A 22,004-nucleotide genomic window follows, 5' to 3' on the forward strand; every position below is an offset into this window, starting at 1 on the left:
CATTCTGGATAAACGCGGCGCCCTCAGGTTTTTCGCGAGCAAGCTCACTCCTACAGGGTGGATCAGGCGTTTTCTTCCTTGCCCAGCCAACGGTAGGTGATGCCACCGATTACCGCGCCAAGGATCGGCGCCAGCCAGAACAGCCACAACTGCTGGATCGCCCAGCCGCCGACAATCAGCGCGGGGCCGGTGCTGCGGGCCGGGTTGACCGAGGTGTTGGTGACCGGGATGGAGATCAGGTGGATCAGCGTCAGCCCCAGGCCGATGGCGATGGGTGCCAGGCCCGCCGGTGCACGACGGTCAGTGGCGCCGAGGATGATCAGCAGGAACATCGCCGTCATCACCAGTTCGGTGACAAACCCCGCCGCCATCGAGTACCCGCCCGGCGAATGTTCGCCGTAACCATTGGAGGCCAGCCCAGAAGCCAGTTCAAAGCCCGGCTTGCCGCTGGCAATGAAATACAACAGGGCCGCCGCGACGACGCCACCTATGACCTGCGCGACGATATACGCTGGCAACTCCTTGACCGGAAACCGGCCGCCGACCACCAGGCCCACGGTGACTGCCGGGTTGAGGTGACAGCCGCTGATATGGCCAATGGCGAACGCCATGGTCAGCACCGTCAGTCCAAATGCCAGGGATACCCCCAGTAGACCAATTCCGACATCGGGGAACGCTGCGGCCAGAACCGCACTCCCGCAACCACCCAACACCAGCCAAAACGTACCTAACCCTTCTGTAACGGAACGTTTGAACAGAGACATGAACGCGTCCTTCTAAATCAACTGGTCGGTGAGGCTTCCCTGCAGTCTGATGTCAGGGCCCTCCCTGGGCCCTGATTGCAGTACAGCAGGATTGTGATACACGGCCAGCGAGTTAGAAAAAACTGTCAGAATTGTTCGGAATTGATAGCGCCGTTAGTAGTCCAGAATCAGTCGATACCGACGAATCCGCCGGTCTGGTGTTGCCACAATCGCGAGTACAGGCCGCCCTGTGCCAGTAGTTGGGCGTGGCTGCCGCTCTCGGCGATCTGGCCTTTTTCCAGGACGACCAACCTGTCCATTCGAGCAATCGTGGACAGACGGTGAGCGATGGCAATCACCGTCTTGCCTTGCATCAGGGTTTCCAGGCTTTCCTGGATGGCCGCTTCCACTTCCGAGTCCAGGGCCGACGTGGCTTCGTCCATGATCAGGATCGGCGCGTCCTTGAGCAGGACCCGGGCGATGGCGATGCGTTGGCGTTGCCCGCCGGAGAGTTTCACCCCGCGCTCACCCACATGGGCGTCCAGGCCGACACGGCCCTCGGCGTCTGAGAGCAGCGGGATAAATTCATCGGCACGCGCCTTGCGGATGGCCTCCCAAAGTTCCTGGTCGGTGGCGTCGGGCTTGCCATACAGCAGGTTGTCGCGGATCGAACGGTGCAGCAGCGAGGTGTCCTGGGTAATCATGCCGATGCGTTCGCGCAGGCTTTCCTGGGCCACTTCGGCGATGTTCTGGTCGTCGATCAGGATGCGCCCGCCCTGCAGATCGTAGAGGCGCAGCAGCAGGTTGACCAGGGTCGACTTGCCGGCACCGGAAGGGCCGATCAGACCGATCTTTTCCCCTGGCTTGATCACCAGGTTCAGGCCCCCGATGATGCCGCTGCTCTTGCCGTAGTGGAAATCCACTTGCTCGAAGCGCACTTCGCCGTGGGGCACGCGCAGGCGCGGGGCGTTCTCGCGGTCGATCACCGCCAGTGGCTGGGCGATGGTCTTCAGGCCGTCCTGGACCATGCCGATGTTCTCGAAAATGCCGTTGACCACCCACATGATCCAACCCGACATATTGACGATGCGGATCACCAGGCCGGTGGCCAGGGCAATGGCGCCCACCGAAATCAGCGACTGGGTCCACAGCCACAGGGCCAGGCCGGTGGTGGTGACGATCAGCAGGCCGTTCATGGTGGTGATCACCACGTCCATGCTGGTCACCACGCGGCTGGCCAGCTGGGTTTTTTCGGTCTGCTCGATGATTGCTTCCTTGGCGTACTCCTGCTCGGACTGCGTGTGGGCGAACAGTTTCAAGGTGGTGATGTTGGTGTAGCCATCGACGATGCGCCCCATCAACTTGGAGCGCGCCTCGGAGGAGATCACCGAGCGTTCCTTGACCCGTGGCACGAAGTAGCGCAGCGCCAGGCTGTAGGCGATGATCCAGGTGACCAGCGGGATCATCAGGCGCCAGTCGGCCTCGGCAAACAGCACCAGGGAACTGATGGCGTAGATCGCCACGTGCCAGATGGCATCGACAGCGGCGACGGCTGAGTCGCGCAGCGAGTTGCCGGTTTGCATGATGCGCTGGGCAATGCGCCCGGCAAAATCGTTCTGGAAAAAGTTCAGGCTCTGCTTGAGCACATAGCTGTGGTTCTGCCAGCGGATCAGGCTGGTCATGCCGGGGCTGATGGTCTGGTGTACCAGCAGGTCGTGCAGGGCGCCGAAGATCGGGCGTAGCAGCAGGGCGACCACGGCCATCCAGATCAACTCGGTGGCGTGGACCTGGAAGAAATTGGCCGGCGGTGTGCCCTGGGCCAGGTCGATGATGCGGCTCAGGTAGCTGAACAGCGCTACTTCGATCAGCGCGCCAATCAGGCCGACCACCAATAGCGCGGCAAAGCACGGCCACACCTGGCGCAGGTAATAGAGGTAGAAGGGCAGGACTTTATCGGGAGGTGCCGCGCTGGGAGCGTCGCGGAAGATATCGATCAGTTGTTCAAAGCGACGATAGAGCATTAGGTCTGACGCCCGCCGGGCGGGCTCTCCTTTTCAAATACACGCGCCGCCTTGTGGGCGGCGCGCGAAACGCCCTGTGGACCTTAGTCGATACGCTTGGCCGACTTGATCAGGACAGGATCGATAGGCACGTTTTGCATGCCTTGCTTGGTGGTGGTCTGCGAGTTGACGATGATATCGACTACGTCCATACCCTTGACCACTTTGGCAAATACCGCGTAGCCAGCATCACGGCCCGGGTCGAGGAAGGCGTTGTCGGCTACGTTGATGAAGAACTGGCTGGTGGCCGAATTCGGGTTACTGGTACGCGCCATGGACAAGGTGCCACGCACGTTATGCAGGCCGTTGCTGGCTTCGTTCTTGATCGGCGCTTCAGTTGGCTTTTGCGACATTTGCTGGGTGAACCCGCCGCCTTGCACCATAAAACCCGGGATCACCCGATGAAAAATGGTGTTGGTGTAGAAGCCTTTGTCGACATAGGACAGGAAGTTCTTGGTACTGATGGGCGCCTTGACCGGATCCAACTCGATTTCGATCTCGCCATTGGTGGTGGTGATCAATACGTGTGGTGCCTTGGCCGGCGTGGCCGCCATCAGGTTGGCAGCAAACAGAACAGAACCGGCAAAAACGGCGATTTTTTTCAGCATGGGTCAGTGATCCTGGGAAGTGCTTTCGACTGTCTTCAGAAAATCGAGCAGGGTTGTATTGAAGGTTTCGGGTTGGTCCAGCGGTGTGGCGTGACGCGAATCCTCGATCACCACCAACCGCGCATCGGGCAGCAGTTTTACATAGATTTGTTTCTGCGCCACCGGGGTGTAGTCATGGTCGGCGCTGATGACCAGGGTTGGACAGGTGATTTTCGAAAGTCGTTCCTGCACGCCCCAGCCCACAATCGCGTCGAAGCTCTCGAGGTAAGCACGTTTGTTGTTTCTTGCCCAGCGCTCGGCCATCTTGCGCCGCAGGTCGGCCTGTTCGGGTTTGGGAAACAGCCTGTCACCGAGGGCCTTGCCGATGGTCTTCAAGCTCAGCACACGTGCCAGGGTCCAGCGCTTGGCCCATTGCCAATAGTCATCGGCGCTGCGCACCTTGACCTCGGGTGCGCTGTTGACGATACACAGGCTCTTGAGCAGTTGCGGTTGGTCGACCGCCAGTTGAAAGGCGATCATCGCGCCCATCGACAGGCCCACCACATGGGCGGCGGGCAGTTGCAGGTGTTCGATCAAGGCCACCAGGTCGGCGGTAAATCCTTCGATGCTGTAGCGCTCCCGAGGCTTGTCGGAGCGGCCGTGACCGCGCACGTCCAGCACCACCAGGCGGTAATGCCGGGACAATACCGGTATTTGCAGTTCCCAATCCTGGCAACTGGAGCCCAGGCCATGGATCAGGATCAGCGGCTCGCCGTGGCCATATTCCTCGTAATGCAGGGTGCAACCTTCATGTTCGAAATAGGCCATGGGTGAACTCCGTTTCAGGCTTGCCGGGGGGCGGCAAAGGGGGCGTCCAGCGGTGCGGTGTCGAAGGTGCGTAGCAGTTCGACGAGAATCTGCGTCGCCGGGCCCAGGGGCTTGTCCTTGTTGGAGTACAGGTAGAACGTCGGGTGGCGGCTGCCGCCTTGCTCCAGGGGCAGTTGCTTGAGCACGCCTTCTTTAAGCTCGCGCTCGATCAGGTGCCGGGGCAGCCAGGCAAACCCCAGGCCGCTGCCGACGAAGGTGGCGGCGGTGGCCAAGCTGCCCACGGTCCAGCGCTGTTCGGCGCCGAGCCAGCCGACGTCCCGTGGTTGCTGGCGGCCGGAGTCGCGGATCACCACTTGCATCTGGCTTTCCAGGTCCTGGAAGCTCAACTCGCGGTTAAGCCGGTGCAGGGGGTGTTCGGGGTGGGCCACGGCGACAAATTCCACATCGCTCATTTCCGTGCCCAGGTAGCCTGGGATGCTGAAGCTGCTGATCGCCAGGTCGGCGACGCCTTCAATCAGCAGTTCCTCGACACCCGACAGCACTTCTTCACGCAGGCGCACGCGGCAGCCACGGCTTTGCGGCATGAAGGCGGTGAGGGCGCGTACCAGGCGGGCGTTGGGGTAGGCGGCATCGACCACCAGGCGTACTTCGGCTTCCCAACCTTGCTCCATATGATGGGCCAGGTCTTCGAGCTGGCTGGCGTTTTTCACCAGTTGCCGGGAGCGGCGCAGCAGCACTTCGCCGGCCTCGGTGAGCACGGCCTTGCGCCCGTCGATGCGCAGCAGGGGCACGCCCAACTGGTCTTGCATGCGGGCGACGGTGTAGCTCACCGAGGATTGCGAGCGGTGCAGTACTTCGGCCGCCTGGGCGAAGCCACCATGGTCGACCACGGCTTGCAACGTGCGCCATTGATCAAGGGTCACGCGGGGCGCTTTCAAGATGAGCTCCTCTTGTCCTAAGCTGGCGGTCCTTATTGGAGACTGCCGAATGAGAAAATTCTGTTGTGTAGTGCTGGCACTGTTGCCGCTGAGCGCGTTTGCCTATCCGATCGACGTGTCAAAATCGATCAAGGGGGTGAGCATCGATTACATGGCGTCCGATGTGGACAGTGAGATCAGCTCCATCCAACTCAGTAACTTCGGCAGCAACGACGCTGCGTGCAGGGTCGCATTTACCAATGGTCCGGAGCCTGCGCGGGTACGCAATGTCACGGTTCCTGCCGGCAAAAGCACCAACACCACGGTCAAGTTCAGCCGCGCGATTATCAAGATGCGCATCAAACTGACCTGCGAGCCAAAATAAGGCACAAGCGGGGCGCGGCCAGCGCTGTGCTCCGCTTATAAACAACTTTATAGATGGGTTATAGCAGTTTTTTACGCTTTTTTATCGAACGGGCTCTGTTTAACCTTCACTCCATCGACTTACAGCAATTACCGATGGAGCCTACAAAGCCATGTCCAATGTTCTGATCATCGAAAGCAGCGCCCGCCAGCAGGATTCCATCTCCCGCCAGTTGACCCAACAGTTCATCAGCCAATGGCAGGCGGCCCACCCGGCCGATCAGATCACCGTGCGTGACCTGGCCATCAACCCGGTGCCGCACCTGGACGCCAACCTGTTGGGCGGCTGGATGAAGCCGGTCGAGCAGCGCAACGCAGATGAGCAGGCTTCCCTGGACCGTTCCAACCAACTGACCGACGAACTGCTGGCCGCCGATGTGCTGGTAATGGCCGCGCCGATGTACAACTTTGCCATCCCCAGCACCCTCAAAGCCTGGCTTGACCATGTGTTGCGCGCTGGTGTGACGTTCAAGTACACCGCCACCGGGCCACAGGGCCTGTTGACCGGCAAGCGCGCCGTCGTGTTGACCGCCCGTGGCGGTATCCATACCGGCGCGAGCAGCGATCACCAGGAACCGTACCTGCGCCAGGTCATGGGCTTTATCGGTATCCATGACGTCACCTTCATTCATGCCGAAGGGGTGAACCTGGGTGGCGACTTCCAGGAAAAGGGCGTGAACCACGCCAAGGCCTTGCTGGCACAGGTTGCCTGAAGCGTTAATCGCCAGATAATCGCGTGGTGTTTTTATAACCCCACGCAACCCTTCAAGTTCGCGTATCGAACCTCCCTTTGCACTTGTTGCTCCTGAGTGCTCCTGCCCGACTGCCGCTTTAGCGAGGTCGGGTTTTTTTTGCCCCGAGTTTCGCCCCGCCGTGAAAAACGCTAATGTCGCGCCCATTCAAATACGAGGCGCACATGGGCTATTTACTGATTGTCACGCTGATCCAGGCGTTTTCCTTCAGCTTGATCGGCGAATACCTGGCCGGTCATGTCGACAGCTATTTCGCCGTGCTGGTACGCGTGTTGCTGGCCGGGCTGGTGTTTATCCCGCTGACCCGTTGGCGTTCGGTGGAGCCTGCGTTCATGCGCGGCATGCTGCTGATCGGCGCGTTGCAGTTTGGCGTGACATATGTGTGCTTGTACTTGAGCTTTCGCGTGCTGACGGTGCCCGAGGTGTTGTTGTTCACCATCCTCACGCCGTTGCATGTGACGTTGATCGAAGACGCACTGAACCGGCGCTTCAACCCGTGGGCGTTGATTGCTGCGCTGGTGGCGGTGGCGGGCGCGGCGGTGATCCGCTTTGACCAGATCAGCCCGGACTTCTTCATGGGCTTCCTGTTGCTGCAACTGGCCAACTTCACCTACGCCGCCGGGCAGGTGCTGTACCGGCGCCTGGTGGCGCGCCATCCAAGCGACTTGCCGCACTACCGGCGCTTTGGCTATTTCTACCTGGGAGCATTGGCCGTGGTGTTGCCGGCGTTCCTGTTGTTCGGCAAAGCCAACTTCCTGCCCGAAGCGCCATTGCAGTGGGGGGTATTGGTGTTTCTGGGGCTGGTCAGCACCGCGTTGGGCTTGTACTGGTGGAACAAGGGCGCCTGCCTGGTCAACGGCGGCACCCTGGCCGTGATGAACAACCTGCATGTGCCGGTGGGGTTGCTGCTGAACCTGCTGATCTGGAATCAGCATGAACCGTTGGGGCGGTTGTTCCTGGGCGGGGCGGTGATCGTGGCGGCGGTGTGGATCAGCCGGTTGGGTGTGCGCCCGGCTGTTGGACCTGCAACCCAGTAAAAGCTGGCTGATATGGGGCTGTGGTGGCGAGGGGGCTTGTCCCCCGCTGGGCTGCGCAGCAGCCCCAATAAAGCCAACGAGTTCTCTCAGGTAACCCGAGTTGGTTGGTTTTGGGGGACAAGCCCCCTCTCCACAATAGGTCTGCGCAGTGGATTAAAGCGCAGCTTTTTCTGGGGCTGGCAAATAGCTGGCACCCAGCACCGCCGGCAATACCCCGGCCCGCAGGTCATTGCCACTTGGCTGCTGGTACAGGCTCAAGCCAAACTCCGGCAGTACTGCCAACAGGTAGTCAAAAATATCCCCCTGGATGCGTTCGTAATCCGCCCACGCGGTGGTGCGGGTAAAGCAGTAGATTTCCAGGGGCACGCCCTGGGAGGTGGTCTGCATCTGGCGCACCATGCAGGTCATGTTCGGCTGGATATCGGGATGGCTCTTGAGGTACGCCAGGGCGTAGGCACGGAACGTCCCCAGGTTGGTCATCCGCCGGCGGTTGGCCGAGAGTTGCGCGCTGTGGCCCTGGGCTTCGTTCCAGGCTTTGAGTTCCGCCTGCTTGCGGCTGATGTAGTCGGTCAGCAGGTGGACCTGGGTCATGCGCACTTCTTCATCATCACGCAGGAAGCGCACGCCGGCCGCGTCGATAAACAGGCTGCGCTTGATCCGCCGCCCGCCCGAGGCCTGCATGCCGCGCCAGTTCTTGAACGATTCGGACATCAGGCGCCAGGTGGGGATCGAGACGATGGTCTTGTCGAAGTTCTGCACCTTGACCGTATGCAAGGTGATATCCACCACATCGCCATCGGCGCCGACCTGGGGCATTTCGATCCAGTCGCCGACCCGCAGCATGTCGTTGCTGGTCAATTGCACGCTGGCGACAAACGACAGCAGCGTGTCCTTGTACACCAACAGGATCACCGCCGACATCGCACCCAGGCCGGACAACAGCAACAGCGGCGAGCGGTCGATCAGCGTGGCGACGATGATGATCGCGCCAAACACGAACAACACCATTTTTGCCAATTGCACATAGCCCTTGATCGAGCGCGTGCGGGCGTGTTCGGTGCGGGCGTAGATATCCAGCAGGGCGTTGAGCAGGGCGCTCATGGCCAGGACCTGGAACAGGATGGTGAACGCCAGCGCCACGTTGCCGATGAACAACGCGGCGTTTTTGCTCAGTTCCGGCACCAGGTGCAGGCCGAACTGGATCACCAGGGACGGCGTCATCTGTGCCAGGCGATGGAAGACTTTGTTGTGCCGCAGGTCATTGAGCCAGTGCAGCGCCGGCTGGCGCCCGAGCAGTTTGACGGTGTGCAGGATGAGGTAGCGAGCCACCCGTCCGACAATCAGGGCCACGACCAGCAGCACCAGCAAGGCGATGCTTGAATGCAGCAGCGGATGTTGGTCCAGGGCACCCCAGAGGTCTTGGACGTTGAGCCAGAGCTGTTTGATATCCATGGTTTAAAGCGATTCTTCTGTAAGACATGACGGGGCGATTAGAGCATTTAAGTGCTGCAAAGTTGTGCAGGCAGACAAATCACCTGACAAAAAACCATCTGATTGGCCCACTTCGCGTAAAGAAACTCGGCCTGAGCGCCCGAAACCGTTACCCTATGCAGCTGATTTTTTGTATTTTTTCGAGGTAGCACCCGTGTTTTCCCAATTCGCCCTGCACGAACGCCTGCTCAAAGCCGTGGCCGAGCTTAAATTTGTCGAGCCTACGCCTGTGCAAGCAGCGGCCATCCCGCTCGCGCTCCAAGGGCGTGACCTGCGGGTGACGGCTCAAACCGGGAGTGGCAAGACCGCCGCTTTCGTCCTGCCGATCCTCAATCGTCTGATCGGCCCGGCCAAGATCCGCGTCAGCATCAAGACCCTGATCCTGTTGCCTACCCGTGAACTGGCCCAGCAGACCTTGAAGGAAGTGGAGCGCTTCTCGCAGTTCACCTTCATCAAGTCCGGCCTGATCACCGGCGGTGAAGACTTCAAGGTGCAGGCCGCCATGCTGCGCAAGGTCCCGGATATCCTGATCGGCACCCCTGGGCGGATGATCGAGCAACTGAACGCCGGCAACCTGGACCTCAAGGAAGTCGAAGTACTGGTGCTCGACGAAGCCGACCGCATGCTCGATATGGGGTTTGCCGACGACGTGCAGCGCCTGGTCGAAGAATGCGTCAACCGCCAGCAGACCATGCTGTTCTCCGCCACCACTGGCGGTTCGACCCTGCGCGAGATGGTCGCCAAGGTCCTGAACAACCCAGAGCACCTGCAGGTCAACAACGTCAGCGACCTGAACTCGACCACCCGTCAGCAGATCATCACCGCTGACCACAATGTGCACAAAGAGCAGATCCTCAACTGGCTGTTGGCCAACGAGACATATCAGAAGGCCATTGTGTTCACCAACACCCGGGCCATGGCCGACCGCATCTACGGGCGCCTGGTGGCTCAGGAGTACAAGGCGTTTGTCTTGCACGGTGAGAAGGACCAGAAGGACCGCAAGCTGGCCATCGACCGCCTCAAGCAGGGCGGCGTGAAGATCCTGGTAGCCACCGACGTCGCCGCGCGCGGCCTGGACGTCGAAGGCCTGGATATGGTGATCAACTTCGATATGCCGCGCAGCGGCGACGAATATGTACACCGTATCGGCCGTACCGGGCGTGCCGGCAACGATGGCCTGGCCATTTCGCTGATCTGCCATGGCGACTGGAACCTGATGTCGAGCATCGAGCGCTACCTCAAGCAGTCGTTTGAGCGGCGCACCATCAAGGAAGTCAAAGGCACCTACACCGGGCCGAAGAAGGTCAAGGCCTCGGGCAAGGCCGTGGGCGTGAAGAAGAAAAAGGTCGACGCCAAGGGCGACAAGAAGAAAGCCGGCGCCAAGTCGCCGACCAAGCGCAAGATCGCCAACCGGCCGAAGACCGACAACCTGTCGTTGGTCAGCAAGGACGGCATGGCACCGCTCAAGCGCCGCAAGCCAGAAGCACCGGCTGCCGAATAATACGGCGGCGCACAAAAAAACCGGACAATGTCCGGTTTTTTTATGCCTTCAGTTTTTTGCCTTGGCCGCTGCTTCCTTCAATTCCTTGAGCCGCGCCTCGATCAGCTGGCACTTGTCGGGAAACTTTGCGCTTTCGGTATCCAGGTCCATTTGCTGCAGTTCATCGTTGATTTCCTTGGCCTTGGTCGGGTTCTGCTGGGTGAGGGTGCTGACTTCCTTGGCCAGTTGCTCACGTTTTTCCGTGGCCTCTTCCGGGGTACAGGCCCAGGCGGGCAGGGCGCTAAACAGGGTGGCGGCGACGGCCAGTTGCATCAGGGTTTTCATGGGTGGACCTCCTTGGCGGTGATACTCGGTTGAGGGCTATGGCCCGCGAAAAGTTCAGTGCAATCACGCTCGTCCATCCGGCTGAACGGCGCCCGCACACGCCGGTCACAACCTTTGAAGGCCGCCAGTCGGTGTGCCTGCAGGAGGGATTCAGGATGAGTACTTACAATTGGGATCTGATCGAGCGTCTGTTACATGAAGTGCAAAATGGCGAGGGCAGCTTTGCCCCGCGCAAGTATGCCGAGCAGGAAGCCGCCGAGAAGGCCACGGCCGGCGACTTCAACGGCGACCTCGATGCGCTGAAAAAGACCGCAGCCGACTATGAGGCGCTGTTGTTCAAGCGCGGCTTTATCGAGTCCCGTCCAGAGGATCAGGGCGGCAATGGCGAGAACTTCATTTTGACGCCGCTGGGGGCCCGCCTGCTGGCGCTGATCGACAGTTCCATCCCGGGTAACGATCACCCGCGCCAGGTTTTGGACGAGCAGGCCGACGCGCTGGATCCGGCGACGTTCGAGGTTGTGGCCTCCAAGGCGCAAATCGCCTGAGCCGGCTGAAACTGTCAAATCGGTAATCTGGCGCTAAGCCAACTGACAGGCGCCGATTCCTATTCTTGGGTCATTCAATTGACGGGAATGGAATCGGCATGCACTCCAACACTTCTCGACGAACCTTCGTCAAAGGCTTGGCTGCGGCCGGCCTGCTGGGCGGCGCAGGCCTTTGGCGGCCACCGGTCTGGGCCCTGGCCAGTCCCGGACAACCGGGCGTGCTGGCAGGCAGCGATTTTGAACTGTCCATTGGCCAGACCCCGGTCAACCTCACCGGCAACGTGCGCACTGCCTTGACCATCAACGGCAGTTTGCCGGGGCCGCTGCTGCGCTGGCGCGAAGGCGATACCGTGACCTTGCGCGTGCGTAACCGCCTGGCAGAGCCGACGTCGATCCACTGGCACGGGATTATCCTGCCGGCCAATATGGACGGCGTGCCGGGCCTGAGTTTCAAGGGGATCGAGCCGGGTGGGGTGTACGTCTATCAGTTCAAGGTCAATCAGCATGGCACCTACTGGTACCACAGCCACTCCGGGTTCCAGGAGCAACAAGGGGTTTATGGCCCGCTGGTGATCGACCCCCGAGAGCCCGAACCCTTCTCGTACCAGCGTGACTACGTGGTGATGCTGACGGACTGGACCGACGAAGATCCCGTCAGTTTGATGAAGATCCTGAAGAAACAGTCCGACTACTACAACTTCAATAAACCCACCGTGGGCGACTTCATCAAGGATGTGGCCGACAAGGGCTGGTCAGCCACCGCTGCCGACCGTCTGATGTGGGCGCAAATGAAGATGAATCCCACGGACCTGGCGGATGTCAGCGGCGCGACCTACACCTTCTTGATGAACGGCCAACCACCTGCGCAAAACTGGACCGGGCTGTTTCGCGCCGGTGAGAAGATCCGCCTGCGCTTGATCAACGGCTCGGCCATGACCTACTTCGATGTGCGTATTCCGGGCCTGAAGATGACGGTTGTGGCTGCCGACGGCCAGCCGGTGAAACCGGCCAGCGTGGACGAGTTGCGCATCGCCGTGGCCGAGACCTACGACGTGCTCGTCGAACCGAGCGAGGCGGCCTACACCCTGTTCGCCCAATCCATGGACCGCACCGGCTACGCACGCGGCACACTCAGCCGTGAGCCGGGCTTGCTGGCGCCTGTCCCGGCGCTGGACGCCCGCCCCTGGTTGACCATGGATGACATGGGCATGGGCGGTATGGACCACGGTGCAATGGATCACGGGGCCATGGCAGATATGCCGGCCATGGATCACAGTCAGATGGCCGGCATGGACGGTGGGGCGATGCAGGGCATGGACCACAGCGCCATGGCGGGGATGGCGATGCCAATGCAAAGCCATCCGGCCAGCGAAACCAATAACCCGTTGGTAGACATGCAGGCGATGAGCACCTCACCCAAGCTCGACGACCCTGGCATCGGCTTGCGCAACAACGGGCGCAAGGTCCTGACCTATGCCGATTTGCGCAGCACCTTTGAAGACCCCGACGGCCGCGAGCCCAGTCGTACCATCGAGTTGCACCTCACAGGGCATATGGAGAAGTTCGCCTGGTCCTTCGACGGGGTGAAGTTCTCCGATGCCGAGCCGATCAGGTTGACCTATGGCGAGCGGGTGCGGGTGGTGCTGGTCAACGACACCATGATGACGCACCCGATTCACCTGCATGGCATGTGGAGTGACCTGGAGGACGAAAACGGCCAGTTCATGGTGCGCAAACACACCATCGACATGCCGCCAGGATCGCGTCGCAGTTACCGGGTGACCGCCGATGCCCTGGGGCGCTGGGCCTATCACTGCCATCTGCTGTACCACATGGAAATGGGCATGTTCCGTGAAGTCCGGGTGCAAGAATGAGGAACCGAGCATGAGCCATCTATTTCGCCCCGCTGCGCTACTGATCGCGACATTTGCCCCCGTAGCGTTGGCCAGCGCCGAAACCATGGACCACAGCCAGATGCAGGGCATGACGCCAGCGACACCGGCGGCCAGCAGTCAGAGTCGTACGCCGATTCCACCGCTGACCGATGCCGACCGCGCCGCGGTCTACAACGCCCCGGGCGGGCATGTGGTGCATGACAGTGGCATCAACTCGTTGTTTGTGATCAACCAACTGGAATGGCAAGGCTCTGACGATGGCCGCGCCGTGGGCTGGGATGCCAAGGGCTGGATCGGCGGTGATATCGACCGCTTGTGGTTGCGCACCGAAGGTGAGCGCGCCAAGGGCAAGACTGAAAAGGCCGAGGTCCAGGCGTTATGGGGCCACGCCATCAGCCCGTGGTGGGATGTGGTGGCCGGTATGCGCCAGGACTTCAAGCCCGGTGACAGCCAGAGTTGGGCGGCGTTCGGCCTGCAAGGCATGGCCCTGTACAACTTCGAGGCCGAGGCCACGCTGTTTGTCGGTGAAGGCGGGCAGACCGCGGCGCGCCTCGAAGGGGACTACGATATTTTGCTGACCAATCGGCTGGTGCTGCAGCCTACCGCCGAGGCCAACTTTTACGGGAAAAACGATCCCGGGCGCGGGATTGGCTCAGGCCTTGCGCAAACCGAGGTTGGGGTGCGGCTGCGTTACGAAATCCGTCGCGAGTTTGCGCCTTACGTCGGGGTGACCTGGAATCGTGCCTACGGCCAGACGGCCGAGTACGCCAGGGACGAGGGCGAGGACCGCAGCGAGGTGCGCTGGGTACTGGGTGTACGCCTGTGGTTTTGATGGATGCTGATTAAAAAACTCTACCTATAACCTGTCGCCATGAGCGGCCAGGAGCCTTGCATGTCTGTGTTTAAAACCACGTGGGTGGCGGTTGCGCTGTGTTCCGGATTATTGCTCAGCGGGCCTTCCTGGGCCCATCCGAAGTTGCTGTCTTCACTGCCTGCGGCCGGGGCAAGCGGGCCGGCCCCCGAGACCATTGAGCTGCACTTTTCGGAAAACCTGCTGACCCAGTTTTCGGGCGCCAAGCTGATCATGACGGCGATGCCCGGCATGGCCCATTCGCCCATGCCCATCAAGGCCAGTGTGTCGGGCAGCAGCGACCCCAAGGTGATGCTGATCAAGCCTGCGGCGCCGCTGCCGGCCGGGACCTACCGGGTGGACTGGCGCGCGGTGTCGTCAGACACCCACCCCATTACCGGCGATGTGGTGTTCAGCGTCCGGCCATGAGTGAGTCTGTGGGCATTGCCTTGCGGTTTGCGCTGTACCTGGACCTGATGCTGCTGTTCGGCTTGGGCTTGTTTGGTCTGTATGGGCTGAAGGCATCGGAGCGGCTATCCGGCGCGGTGTTGAATTTCAAAGGCTGGCTGGCAGGGACCGCGCTGCTTGGCATGTTGCTCTCGATGGCTTCGCTGCTGGTCATGACCCGAGCCATGAGCGGTGAGCAAGAGTGGCAGGCACTTGGGCCGCATCTGCAGATGATGCTGTGGCAGACCGAGTTTGGCTTGACCTGGATGCTGCGTATCGGCGTGTTGCTGGTGGCCGCTCTGGTTGCCTTGATCGGTGCAATGTGGCCCAGCGCCAGTGTGTGGCTGGCGACCTGGGCGGTGGAGGCTGGCCAACACACGCTGGCCTGTCGCGCCCTGCGGCGTAGCCTGAGCGTGGAATTCGGTGCGGTGCTGCTGATCCTGGGGCTGGTCGCGTGGCTGGGGACGCTGGGCCCAATGGCATCGGGCTAGGCTGGGCTGCCCTTGAGGCACTTGAGGGACTGGAAGTCGCTGCGCACTTTATCGATTTTCTGCACCAGCTTCTGTCGTTGTTGCACCGTGCTTTCGGCCATCAAATCCACCAGCAGGCTGCGGGCCGCCGCTTCGGTCTGGGCATAGGCCTGGCGATAATCTGCGGTCCACAGGCTTTCACGGTCCACCAGCAGTTGCTCCATCTTGCGCGGGAAGTCGCTGCTAGCCCGTTGGTTAACGGCCGCGATGAACTGCGCCTGCCAATGGGCGCGGTTGCCGATCCATTGCTGGTTCTGCGCCCCCAGGGCGGTGGACCAGGCCAGCACACGCTCTTGCTGGCTGGCGCTCAACGGGCCGAGCCAAGCGTCCAGGCGTTTGTTCATGCGTTCGCTACGGTCCTTGATCTGTTGCGCCAGGGGTGGCTTGAGGTATTCGTCCTGGCGTTTACGCAGGTCCTTGGCCAGCGCTTGATCCATCTCCCGTACCTGCTGCTCGTCCAGCCCGCGTAGCAATTGGATGGCGGATGGAGTGATCTGCCGGGCGACGTCGGCGATGGCCTGCTTGGCTTCGAGGGTGCGGGTTTGCAGGGCCGCATCACTGACCTGATGGTTGTCGACCATCTGTTGCAGGCGGTCGAGCCAGTCGAGGTAGCCGGGCAATTGGGTGGTGCAGTGCCAGGCCAGGTGGTCCTTGAGGGTGTCGTTGAACCAGCTTTTCTGCCCGGCGTTCATGTCCAGGTAGTCGTTGAGGGTCCAGGGGATGATCACGTCGAGGTTGCGATAGGCCAGGCCCACGCGGTTGCAGCCGGCAAGCAGCACGCTCAGGGCCAGCAAGGCCACCAGGATTCTTAACCGATACAGCATGGGCGAGTCCTTGCGCAGTCCAGGGATGTTCATCTGAACTCGCCGGGGGCGTGACAGTTCAGCCCATCAATAAAACGATCGCTCGGCCTTGAGGGTCAACAGGCCATCACATTGCGAATTGTGTCCGGAGTAGGCCGAGCAGTCGCTGCCGCTGAGGCTGGAGTCGCTGTAGATCAGGTCCAGGTCGACGCCCATCCACGGCCGGGAGAACTTCACCGACCAGTCGCTGAAACTACGGATCGAGCCGCCCTCCACCGATGCCGGAGCGCCTAACTGATGAGTGGTGTACTTCATGCTCACGCCAATGCCAAACGGTTGGGTGCCGCCCAGGTCGGCAAACAGGGTGCTGTCGCGACGATCGGGGTCGTTGCCCAATGACACGCCAAAGCGATTGCCCAGCAAGTTCAGGCCGCCGTAGAACTCCTGGCTGTCGAGCGGGCTCAACTTGGGGTAGCTGTAGTGGATCATCCCCAGTTCATAGCCCAGGGTCTGGTCGAACGGGCGCTTGAAGCCCAAATAGGAATCGACTTCCAGGTTACTGGCGGGTGACAGGCCCATGCTCGGCGAAAACTGGCCGAAATACAGACCGCTGGCGTGGCTCAGGTCGAGGCCGCCGTGGAACGAGTTGCTGCCCGGAGAGGTGGGTTTGACCAGGCCCTGGGCCATGCTGCGACTGGGCGTAGTCCCCAGTTTCAAGTCGAAGTCGCCCAGTTCACGCTGGAAAACCTGCGCGTCGGCGAGGGGGCTGGCGAGCAGGGCGCTGACCAGGAAAATGCACGGCTTGAGCATGCGTCACTCCATGAAAAGCGAGGAGCAGTAACAGAAGGAATCGGGCAAACGCCCGATCTAGACGTGTGCAAGCATACCGGCGAAAGTCAGGGGCTGAGGCCCGTTCGTCGATTGGCGGGGTTGAAAGTGTGTCGGGGGGAGGGTGCTGGCTCTAGTCCTAGCGCCTTGATAGGCAAGACGCTTAGGGACCAGGTGGGAGGCGTAGGCGGCTTCGCGCTTACTTCTTACCCAGGGTGATCTGCTTGGACGGGCCGAAAGTCTGGCCGCTCACGCCCTTGGCGATCTGCTGGATTTCGCCACCGGACTTGAGGAACGCGGCGATTTGGTTGTTGATCGATTCGCTGGTTTCAACGGCGGGAGCTGGCTTTGCTTTGCTGTTGGATGCTTTTACGCGCATGGCGGCCACTAACCTGTAGAAAATTAACTTGGCCAGGCATCGTACATGAAATGCTTGACAATTGCTTGGTAAATATCTCCCAGGAATAAGCTGCGTTATTATAAAAACCTAAGTTGATCTATGGTTGAGGGCCCTAACTCGCTGTTTTAAATAGAAACCCGAGGGGAAAACTCCAGCCGCCCATCGATGCCAGCACCCAGCCCGACCTGACGAGCGGAGCGGTTGCCTGAAATCCCCTGGCAAACCCGCGATTTTTCAGGGTTGCGCGCCTGGACACGGGACCGCTGCCTTCAACTCGGGTAGAATGCCGCCCACGCAATGAGGGTATTGGAAATGGCTTTAGTCGGGCGCTACAACAGTTTGCAAGTGGTTAAACACACTAACTTTGGTTTGTATCTGGATGGTGAGCAAGAGGGCGAAATCCTCTTGCCTAATCGTTATATTCCCAAAGATATTCCCAGTGAAGATGAAGACTGGCTTAACGTTTTTATTTATCTGGACAGCGATGACAAACTTATCGCCACCACTGAAAAACCAAAAGTGCAGGTGGGTGAGTTTGCCAGCCTGAAAGTGGTAGAAGTCAACAGCATCGGGGTATTCCTCGACTGGGGCCTGCCCAAGGACCTGCTGCTGCCTTACTCCGAGGAAAAGCGCCAACTGACTGCCGGTGAATACTGCGTGGTGCATGTCTACCTCGACAAGCACACCAAGCGCATCACCGCCACTGCGCGCCTGGACCGTTACCTGGACAAGACCCCGGCCAACTACACCGTGGGCCAGGAAGTTGATTTGCTGGTTGCCGAAGCCACTGATATGGGGTTCAAGGCGATCATCAACAACAAGCACTGGGGCCTGATCCACAAGAACGAAGTGTTCAAGTTCCTGCGTCCGGGCAAGGAAGAGAAGGGGTTCATCAAGGAGATCCGCGCCGACGGCAATATCAGCCTGAGCCTGCAACCGGTCGGCGAGCAAGCGGCGTCCAGCCTGAACTCGAAGATCCTCGCCAAGTTGCGTGAAAACAACGGCAGCCTGCCGGTCAGCGACAAGAGCGACCCGACCGTGATCAGCAACTTGTTTGGCGTGAGCAAGGGCAACTTCAAGAAGGCCATTGGTGCGCTGTACAAGCAGGGCCAGATCGTGATTCACGCTGATCGTATTGAACTAAGCTGACTGCAACCTGCTCTTGTGTAGGAGTCGCTATCGCCGGCATGCCGGCTCCTACAGTAGGGTGTCGTCATGGGCAAAAAAGTCGTGTTTGCTTACCTCGGTACGTTATTGGCTTTTTTAGTGCTCGATGGCCTCTGGCTTGGCGTGTTGATGGGGTCGACCTACAAGGCCCTGCTGGGGCCGCTGATGCTTGAACAACCGCGATTGCTGCCGGCGGCACTGTTCTACTTCCTTTATGTATTCGGCTGTGTGGCTTTTGTGGTGCTGCCGGCGCTGGCCAGTGGTGGCTGGCAACGGGCCGCCCGCCTGGGCGCCTTGCTCGGGTTGGTGGCCTATGGCACCTATGACCTGAGCAACTGGGCGACCTTGCAAGGCTGGTCGGCGGGCCTGGCATTGATGGACATGGCGTGGGGCACCTGCCTCACGGCTGCGTGCTGCTTGCTGGGGTACGGGGCGGCGCACCGCGTCAGGGGCTGAGCCGCGCCCGGCAATCAATCGGTGCCGGGGCCGGTCGTAGCAGCAATGCACCGGCCAGTATCAGGCCGGTGCCCGCCACTATCAGCGCCGGCTGCAAGCCGCCGCTAAGGTGGCTACTCAACGAGGCCAGCAGTGGGCCACTTAACTGGCCCAGGGCAAAACATGCCGTCAGCAGCCCCGTGCTGCGTTGCGCACCGTGGGGTGCGATTTCCCGCAGGCGCTGCATCACCAGTTGCATGCACGCCAGGAACGGCAGACCGCACAGCACTACGCCCAATGCCAAACCCACACCATTGCCCAGCAAACAAGCGAAGACGCCGGCCGCTTGCAGCCATAGGGTGGCCATCAACCAATAGCGTGTAGTGTCGGGGTTGGGCTTGCGCAGGCTGACCAGCAACACACCCAGGGCTGCCGCGAGGCCAAAGCACGGCCAGAACAGGTCCGCCTGCCAGGCGCCCTTGAACTGCGCGCTGGCCATTTGTGACAGGAACGTGGCGGGGATGATGTAGCCCAAGCCAAACAACAAGTAAACCCAGCCCAGATGCGCGATGCTGCCATTGCTCCCGGTAGTGGCGCTGCTGCTCTGCGGCTGTCCTCTGTCAGGCTGGGGCAGCAACGGCAGGATCACCAGCAACATGCCCAGGGCGACCACGCCATACACCAGCCACAACGTCGCCGAATCCTCGCGCAGCAGGTTCGAGCCCAATGCCAACAGTCCCGTGAGCAGTATCCCCAGCCCAGGCCCGGCAAATACCAATGCTCCTAATCGCGGGCGCCCGGCGGCAATCGCCAGGGGTTGGCTCAGGCCGGTAATCATCACCAGCACCCAGGCGCTGGCCACGCCCGTGCCAAAGCGCAATATCAGGTGCGACCAGAAGCCGCTGGCCCAGAACGATGCCAGGGTCAGCAGCACACACAACCACAACCCGCCGAGCAGCCGCCCGCGTATGTGGTGATGACTGCGCGCGAACATCGAGTCCACGGCCCCCACGAAATAGCCCAGGTAGTTGGCTGCGGCGATCAGCCCGGCCTCGGTCAGGTCGATTTGCCCTTCGCTGAGCAAGTGTGGCATTTGCGGGGTGAGGGCAAAGCGGCCAATGCCCATGGCCATCATCAGGGCGATAAAACTGGCGAGTAAGCGAATCAGGGGAGACATGGGGCAAATTCCTGCAAGAAGCGATGACCCCAGGTTAAGGTGGATTGTTATTCAGTAAAAATGAATAATACTGAGCAACTTGTTCAGTTAAGGAGAATGGTCGTGGAGTTCAGCCAATTGCGTATTTTCCAGGCTGTGGCCGAAGAGGGCTCTATCACCCGTGCAGCAGAGCGCCTGCACCGGGTGCCGTCGAACCTCTCGACCCGTCTCAAGCAAATGGAAGAGCAATTGGGTGTCGAGTTGTTCGTGCGCGAGCGCCAGCGCCTGCAATTGTCGCCGGCTGGCAAGGTGCTGCTCGACTACAGCACGCGGCTTCTGGCGCTGCACGACGAAGCGCACGGTGCCGTGCAGGGCGGGCAACCAGCCGGGGACTTTGTGCTGGGCAGCATGTACAGCACCGCCGCGATCCATTTGCCGAAACTGCTGGCGCAGTATCACAAGGCTTACCCGATGGTGAACCTGCAAGTGCAGTCGGCGCCCAGCGGTGAGCTGCTTGAAGGCCTGATCACCGGGCGTCTGGATGCGGCGCTGGTGGATGGCCCATTGACCTTGGCGACCCTGGACGGTGTGCCGTTGTGCGAGGAGCGCTTGCTGCTGATCTGCGAGGCGGACCACCCGCCGGTACGCGGCCCGCAGGATGTGGCCGGGCGCTCGGTGTTCACCTTCCGACGCAGTTGTTCGTATCGGGCGCGCCTGGAAGCGTGGTTTTCCCACGACCGCGTAGCCATGGGGCGGGCCATCGAGATTGAGTCGTATCAAGGCATGCTTGCGTGTGTGATCGCCGGTTCCGGGGTGGCGTTGATGTCCGAATCGATGCTCGACAGCCTGCCCGGCAAGCACAGCGTCTCGATCCACCCCCTGGCCGAGCCGTTTGCCCACGCGACCACCTGGCTGATGTGGCGCAAGGGCATGCTCGGGGCTAATCTCAACGCGTGGATTGACCTGCAGCAAGAGGGCAAGACGCGGCCTGTACAAGAGGCGCGAGCGATTGCCTGACCGCATCGTCAGGATTTGTATCAATTCAGTAATGGTTCGTTGCGGTTTCAGGCAAGCATTGCGTGGGACTTAGTACTACTATCTGTAGGAAGCAGCCACAGAATTCCAGCTGCTCGGCACTACCCTCAAAGGGGGCACCATGAAAGAAAAACTGCAAAACTGGCTGCACGACCTCGGCGTCGCACTCGGCTTGATCGAGCCACCGCTGCAACCGGTGCCTATCCGCACCGATGACGAACAGCGCCGCCCGCGTCGCAGGTAAGCCCGGAAAAGCGCTCAAACACAGGGTTTGAGCGCGATCACTGGTTACGCTTTCCCAGGAACACAGTGGATGGGCGCGTGCTCGTATGTGATAGAACCGCGCCAGTCGAAGACCACGTTCCTAAATTAAGTTGCGCTCGCTTTGTCTGATCATGGAAGTATTCTGGTCGGACGTTTCCTTTTGTCTGCTCCCTCGACCTTTTCTATATTTGGACGTTTTATATTCCTGCTCTCTTCAAGGAAGGAAGGCAGGGGTATGTCGTTTGTTAACAGTGATGGAATGCTGATCTCCGACAAAGTGATACTGCGTCGATTTAACGCGATTGAGCATGGGGATTTGCACGGTGTACAGGCTTTAGTTGTCCACCAGACGGATGCACCGACGGCGCAACATACGTTCAATGGCTATCTCGCAAAAGGCAGTGGTGCGCACTTTCTGATTGATAAAAATGGTTTTGTTTACCAGACGGCCAGTTTGAAAAAACGCTGTTACCACGTTGGAAAACTCATTCGCTCGAAGTGCTTGGCGATTGATAAAAAAACGTGTGACAGCGCGCAGATGGCCCGCATTCAAACGTTATCGTGGACTGCGCAGATCAAGGCGTTGGACGCGCATGAGCGAGCCAAAAGCTATCCTGAACGCTATCCCGTGAACTCCGACTCTATTGGCATCGAACTGGTGGGCAAGCACTTGGATACCTCTCGGTATGAGACCGTTACCGCCGCCCAGAACCAATCCCTTCAATGGCTCGTTAACGAGTTGTATGTTCATTTCAACCTATCCTCGGGTGATGTCTACAGGCATCCGCAGATATCCTATAAAAACCCAGGTGAAGCCAGTAGTGCGGTGTGGGAATGATGACGATCAAAGTGTGGCCGATTGGCGCATTACTCGTTCTTGCGGGATGTACGGATCTGCACAACACGCCCGACCTTGAAAGCATTGTTATCTCCAGCTTCCAATCCCAGGAACCCGAGAGTTGCCGGTCTTCTGACGTGCCACTCGA

The 22,004-nt window shown here is 60.2% G+C and carries 25 protein-coding genes; 14 read left to right on the forward strand and 11 right to left on the reverse strand.

Features of this window, described 5'->3' with window-relative positions; translation table 11 throughout:
- Positions 1-62 precede the first annotated feature (62 nt).
- The 5 genes from aqpZ to GDV60_RS07920 all read right to left on the reverse strand — a co-directional run bounded on the left by aqpZ (position 63) and on the right by GDV60_RS07920 (position 5,156).
- Positions 63-764, reverse strand: a complete 702-nt coding sequence (gene aqpZ / locus GDV60_RS07900) for an aquaporin Z (protein ID WP_092234393.1) — start codon at positions 762-764, stop codon at positions 63-65.
- A gap of 167 nt (positions 765-931) precedes the next feature.
- Positions 932-2,764: an ABC transporter ATP-binding protein gene (locus GDV60_RS07905; protein ID WP_092234396.1), complete on the reverse strand. Its 1,833-nt coding sequence runs from the start codon at positions 2,762-2,764 to the stop codon at positions 932-934.
- 83 nt (positions 2,765-2,847) lie between these two features.
- Positions 2,848-3,411, reverse strand: coding sequence for a peptidylprolyl isomerase (locus GDV60_RS07910; RefSeq protein WP_092234399.1), 564 nt, complete (start codon positions 3,409-3,411; stop codon positions 2,848-2,850).
- A 3-nt stretch (positions 3,412-3,414) separates the two neighbouring features.
- Positions 3,415-4,218, reverse strand: coding sequence for an alpha/beta fold hydrolase (locus GDV60_RS07915; RefSeq protein WP_159906789.1), 804 nt, complete (start codon positions 4,216-4,218; stop codon positions 3,415-3,417).
- Between the two features lie 14 nt (positions 4,219-4,232).
- A complete protein-coding gene (locus GDV60_RS07920; RefSeq protein WP_092234405.1) occupies positions 4,233-5,156 on the reverse strand; it encodes a LysR family transcriptional regulator in 924 nt (307 codons plus the stop codon).
- Positions 5,157-5,205: 49 nt separating this feature from the next.
- On the opposite strand from GDV60_RS07920, the gene GDV60_RS07925 reads away from it, so the two are divergent.
- From GDV60_RS07925 to GDV60_RS07935, 3 genes are all read left to right on the forward strand, one after another.
- The gene (locus GDV60_RS07925) at positions 5,206-5,520 is read left to right on the forward strand and encodes a 3-phosphoglycerate kinase (protein ID WP_070995119.1); all 315 of its coding nucleotides are present in this window, start codon (positions 5,206-5,208) and stop codon (positions 5,518-5,520) included.
- 151 nt (positions 5,521-5,671) lie between these two features.
- Positions 5,672-6,271 carry an FMN-dependent NADH-azoreductase gene (locus tag GDV60_RS07930; protein ID WP_092234408.1) on the forward strand — a complete coding sequence of 200 codons (600 nt, stop codon included), beginning with the start codon at positions 5,672-5,674 and terminating at the stop codon, positions 6,269-6,271.
- A gap of 203 nt (positions 6,272-6,474) precedes the next feature.
- A complete protein-coding gene (locus GDV60_RS07935; protein ID WP_092237330.1) occupies positions 6,475-7,347 on the forward strand; it encodes a carboxylate/amino acid/amine transporter in 873 nt (290 codons plus the stop codon).
- A 153-nt stretch (positions 7,348-7,500) separates the two neighbouring features.
- Here GDV60_RS07935 and GDV60_RS07940 read toward each other — a convergent pair whose 3' ends face one another.
- Positions 7,501-8,799: a mechanosensitive ion channel family protein gene (locus GDV60_RS07940; protein ID WP_092234415.1), complete on the reverse strand. Its 1,299-nt coding sequence runs from the start codon at positions 8,797-8,799 to the stop codon at positions 7,501-7,503.
- Positions 8,800-8,992: 193 nt separating this feature from the next.
- Between GDV60_RS07940 and GDV60_RS07945 the strand changes: the two genes are divergently transcribed.
- Positions 8,993-10,339 carry a DEAD/DEAH box helicase gene (locus GDV60_RS07945; protein ID WP_029292371.1) on the forward strand — a complete coding sequence of 449 codons (1,347 nt, stop codon included), beginning with the start codon at positions 8,993-8,995 and terminating at the stop codon, positions 10,337-10,339.
- A gap of 48 nt (positions 10,340-10,387) precedes the next feature.
- Here GDV60_RS07945 and GDV60_RS07950 read toward each other — a convergent pair whose 3' ends face one another.
- On the reverse strand, positions 10,388-10,663 hold the full coding sequence (locus tag GDV60_RS07950; RefSeq protein WP_159906791.1) for a hypothetical protein: 276 nt from the start codon (positions 10,661-10,663) through the stop codon (positions 10,388-10,390).
- A gap of 155 nt (positions 10,664-10,818) precedes the next feature.
- Between GDV60_RS07950 and GDV60_RS07955 the strand changes: the two genes are divergently transcribed.
- The 5 genes from GDV60_RS07955 to GDV60_RS07975 all read left to right on the forward strand — a co-directional run bounded on the left by GDV60_RS07955 (position 10,819) and on the right by GDV60_RS07975 (position 14,891).
- Entirely contained in the window at positions 10,819-11,208 is a 390-nt protein-coding gene (locus GDV60_RS07955) for a hypothetical protein (protein ID WP_029292373.1), read from the forward strand.
- A gap of 98 nt (positions 11,209-11,306) precedes the next feature.
- On the forward strand, positions 11,307-13,082 hold the full coding sequence (locus tag GDV60_RS07960) for a copper resistance system multicopper oxidase (RefSeq protein ID WP_159906793.1): 1,776 nt from the start codon (positions 11,307-11,309) through the stop codon (positions 13,080-13,082).
- 10 nt (positions 13,083-13,092) lie between these two features.
- Positions 13,093-13,935, forward strand: a complete 843-nt coding sequence (locus tag GDV60_RS07965; protein WP_159906795.1) for a copper resistance protein B — start codon at positions 13,093-13,095, stop codon at positions 13,933-13,935.
- Positions 13,936-13,995: 60 nt separating this feature from the next.
- The gene (gene copC / locus GDV60_RS07970; protein WP_029292376.1) at positions 13,996-14,382 is read left to right on the forward strand and encodes a copper homeostasis periplasmic binding protein CopC; all 387 of its coding nucleotides are present in this window, start codon (positions 13,996-13,998) and stop codon (positions 14,380-14,382) included.
- A complete protein-coding gene (locus GDV60_RS07975; protein ID WP_159906797.1) occupies positions 14,379-14,891 on the forward strand; it encodes a hypothetical protein in 513 nt (170 codons plus the stop codon). The genes copC and GDV60_RS07975 overlap by 4 nt, the downstream gene beginning before the upstream one ends.
- On the opposite strand, the gene GDV60_RS07980 is transcribed toward GDV60_RS07975, so the two are convergent.
- The 3 genes from GDV60_RS07980 to GDV60_RS07990 all read right to left on the reverse strand — a co-directional run bounded on the left by GDV60_RS07980 (position 14,888) and on the right by GDV60_RS07990 (position 16,940).
- Positions 14,888-15,754 carry a DUF6279 family lipoprotein gene (locus tag GDV60_RS07980; protein ID WP_159909193.1) on the reverse strand — a complete coding sequence of 289 codons (867 nt, stop codon included), beginning with the start codon at positions 15,752-15,754 and terminating at the stop codon, positions 14,888-14,890. The two genes, GDV60_RS07975 and GDV60_RS07980, sit on opposite strands and share 4 nt — an antisense overlap.
- Before the next feature lie 66 nt (positions 15,755-15,820).
- Positions 15,821-16,543, reverse strand: coding sequence for a TorF family putative porin (locus GDV60_RS07985; RefSeq protein ID WP_029292379.1), 723 nt, complete (start codon positions 16,541-16,543; stop codon positions 15,821-15,823).
- Positions 16,544-16,760: 217 nt separating this feature from the next.
- A complete protein-coding gene (locus GDV60_RS07990; RefSeq protein ID WP_007946007.1) occupies positions 16,761-16,940 on the reverse strand; it encodes a hypothetical protein in 180 nt (59 codons plus the stop codon).
- A gap of 333 nt (positions 16,941-17,273) precedes the next feature.
- On the opposite strand from GDV60_RS07990, the gene GDV60_RS07995 reads away from it, so the two are divergent.
- Both GDV60_RS07995 and GDV60_RS08000 read left to right on the forward strand, forming a co-directional pair.
- Positions 17,274-18,110, forward strand: a complete 837-nt coding sequence (locus GDV60_RS07995) for a S1 RNA-binding domain-containing protein (RefSeq protein WP_029292380.1) — start codon at positions 17,274-17,276, stop codon at positions 18,108-18,110.
- Between the two features lie 66 nt (positions 18,111-18,176).
- Positions 18,177-18,584 carry a DUF2177 family protein gene (locus GDV60_RS08000; protein WP_092234431.1) on the forward strand — a complete coding sequence of 136 codons (408 nt, stop codon included), beginning with the start codon at positions 18,177-18,179 and terminating at the stop codon, positions 18,582-18,584.
- On the opposite strand, the gene GDV60_RS08005 is transcribed toward GDV60_RS08000, so the two are convergent.
- Complete coding sequence (locus GDV60_RS08005) at positions 18,574-19,740, reverse strand: YbfB/YjiJ family MFS transporter (protein WP_159906799.1); 1,167 nt, start codon at positions 19,738-19,740, stop codon at positions 18,574-18,576. The two genes, GDV60_RS08000 and GDV60_RS08005, sit on opposite strands and share 11 nt — an antisense overlap.
- Before the next feature lie 102 nt (positions 19,741-19,842).
- On the opposite strand from GDV60_RS08005, the gene GDV60_RS08010 reads away from it, so the two are divergent.
- From GDV60_RS08010 to GDV60_RS08015, 3 genes are all read left to right on the forward strand, one after another.
- Entirely contained in the window at positions 19,843-20,736 is an 894-nt protein-coding gene (locus GDV60_RS08010; protein ID WP_029292383.1) for a LysR family transcriptional regulator, read from the forward strand.
- Between the two features lie 139 nt (positions 20,737-20,875).
- Positions 20,876-20,998 carry a PA1414 family protein gene (locus GDV60_RS26765; protein ID WP_003210728.1) on the forward strand — a complete coding sequence of 41 codons (123 nt, stop codon included), beginning with the start codon at positions 20,876-20,878 and terminating at the stop codon, positions 20,996-20,998.
- A 255-nt stretch (positions 20,999-21,253) separates the two neighbouring features.
- On the forward strand, positions 21,254-21,856 hold the full coding sequence (locus GDV60_RS08015; protein ID WP_133714199.1) for a peptidoglycan recognition family protein: 603 nt from the start codon (positions 21,254-21,256) through the stop codon (positions 21,854-21,856).
- Positions 21,857-22,004 lie beyond the last annotated feature (148 nt).

The sequence above is a fragment of the Pseudomonas sp. DTU12.1 genome (assembly GCF_009873475.1).
In the GTDB taxonomy this organism is placed as follows: domain Bacteria; phylum Pseudomonadota; class Gammaproteobacteria; order Pseudomonadales; family Pseudomonadaceae; genus Aquipseudomonas; species Aquipseudomonas proteolytica.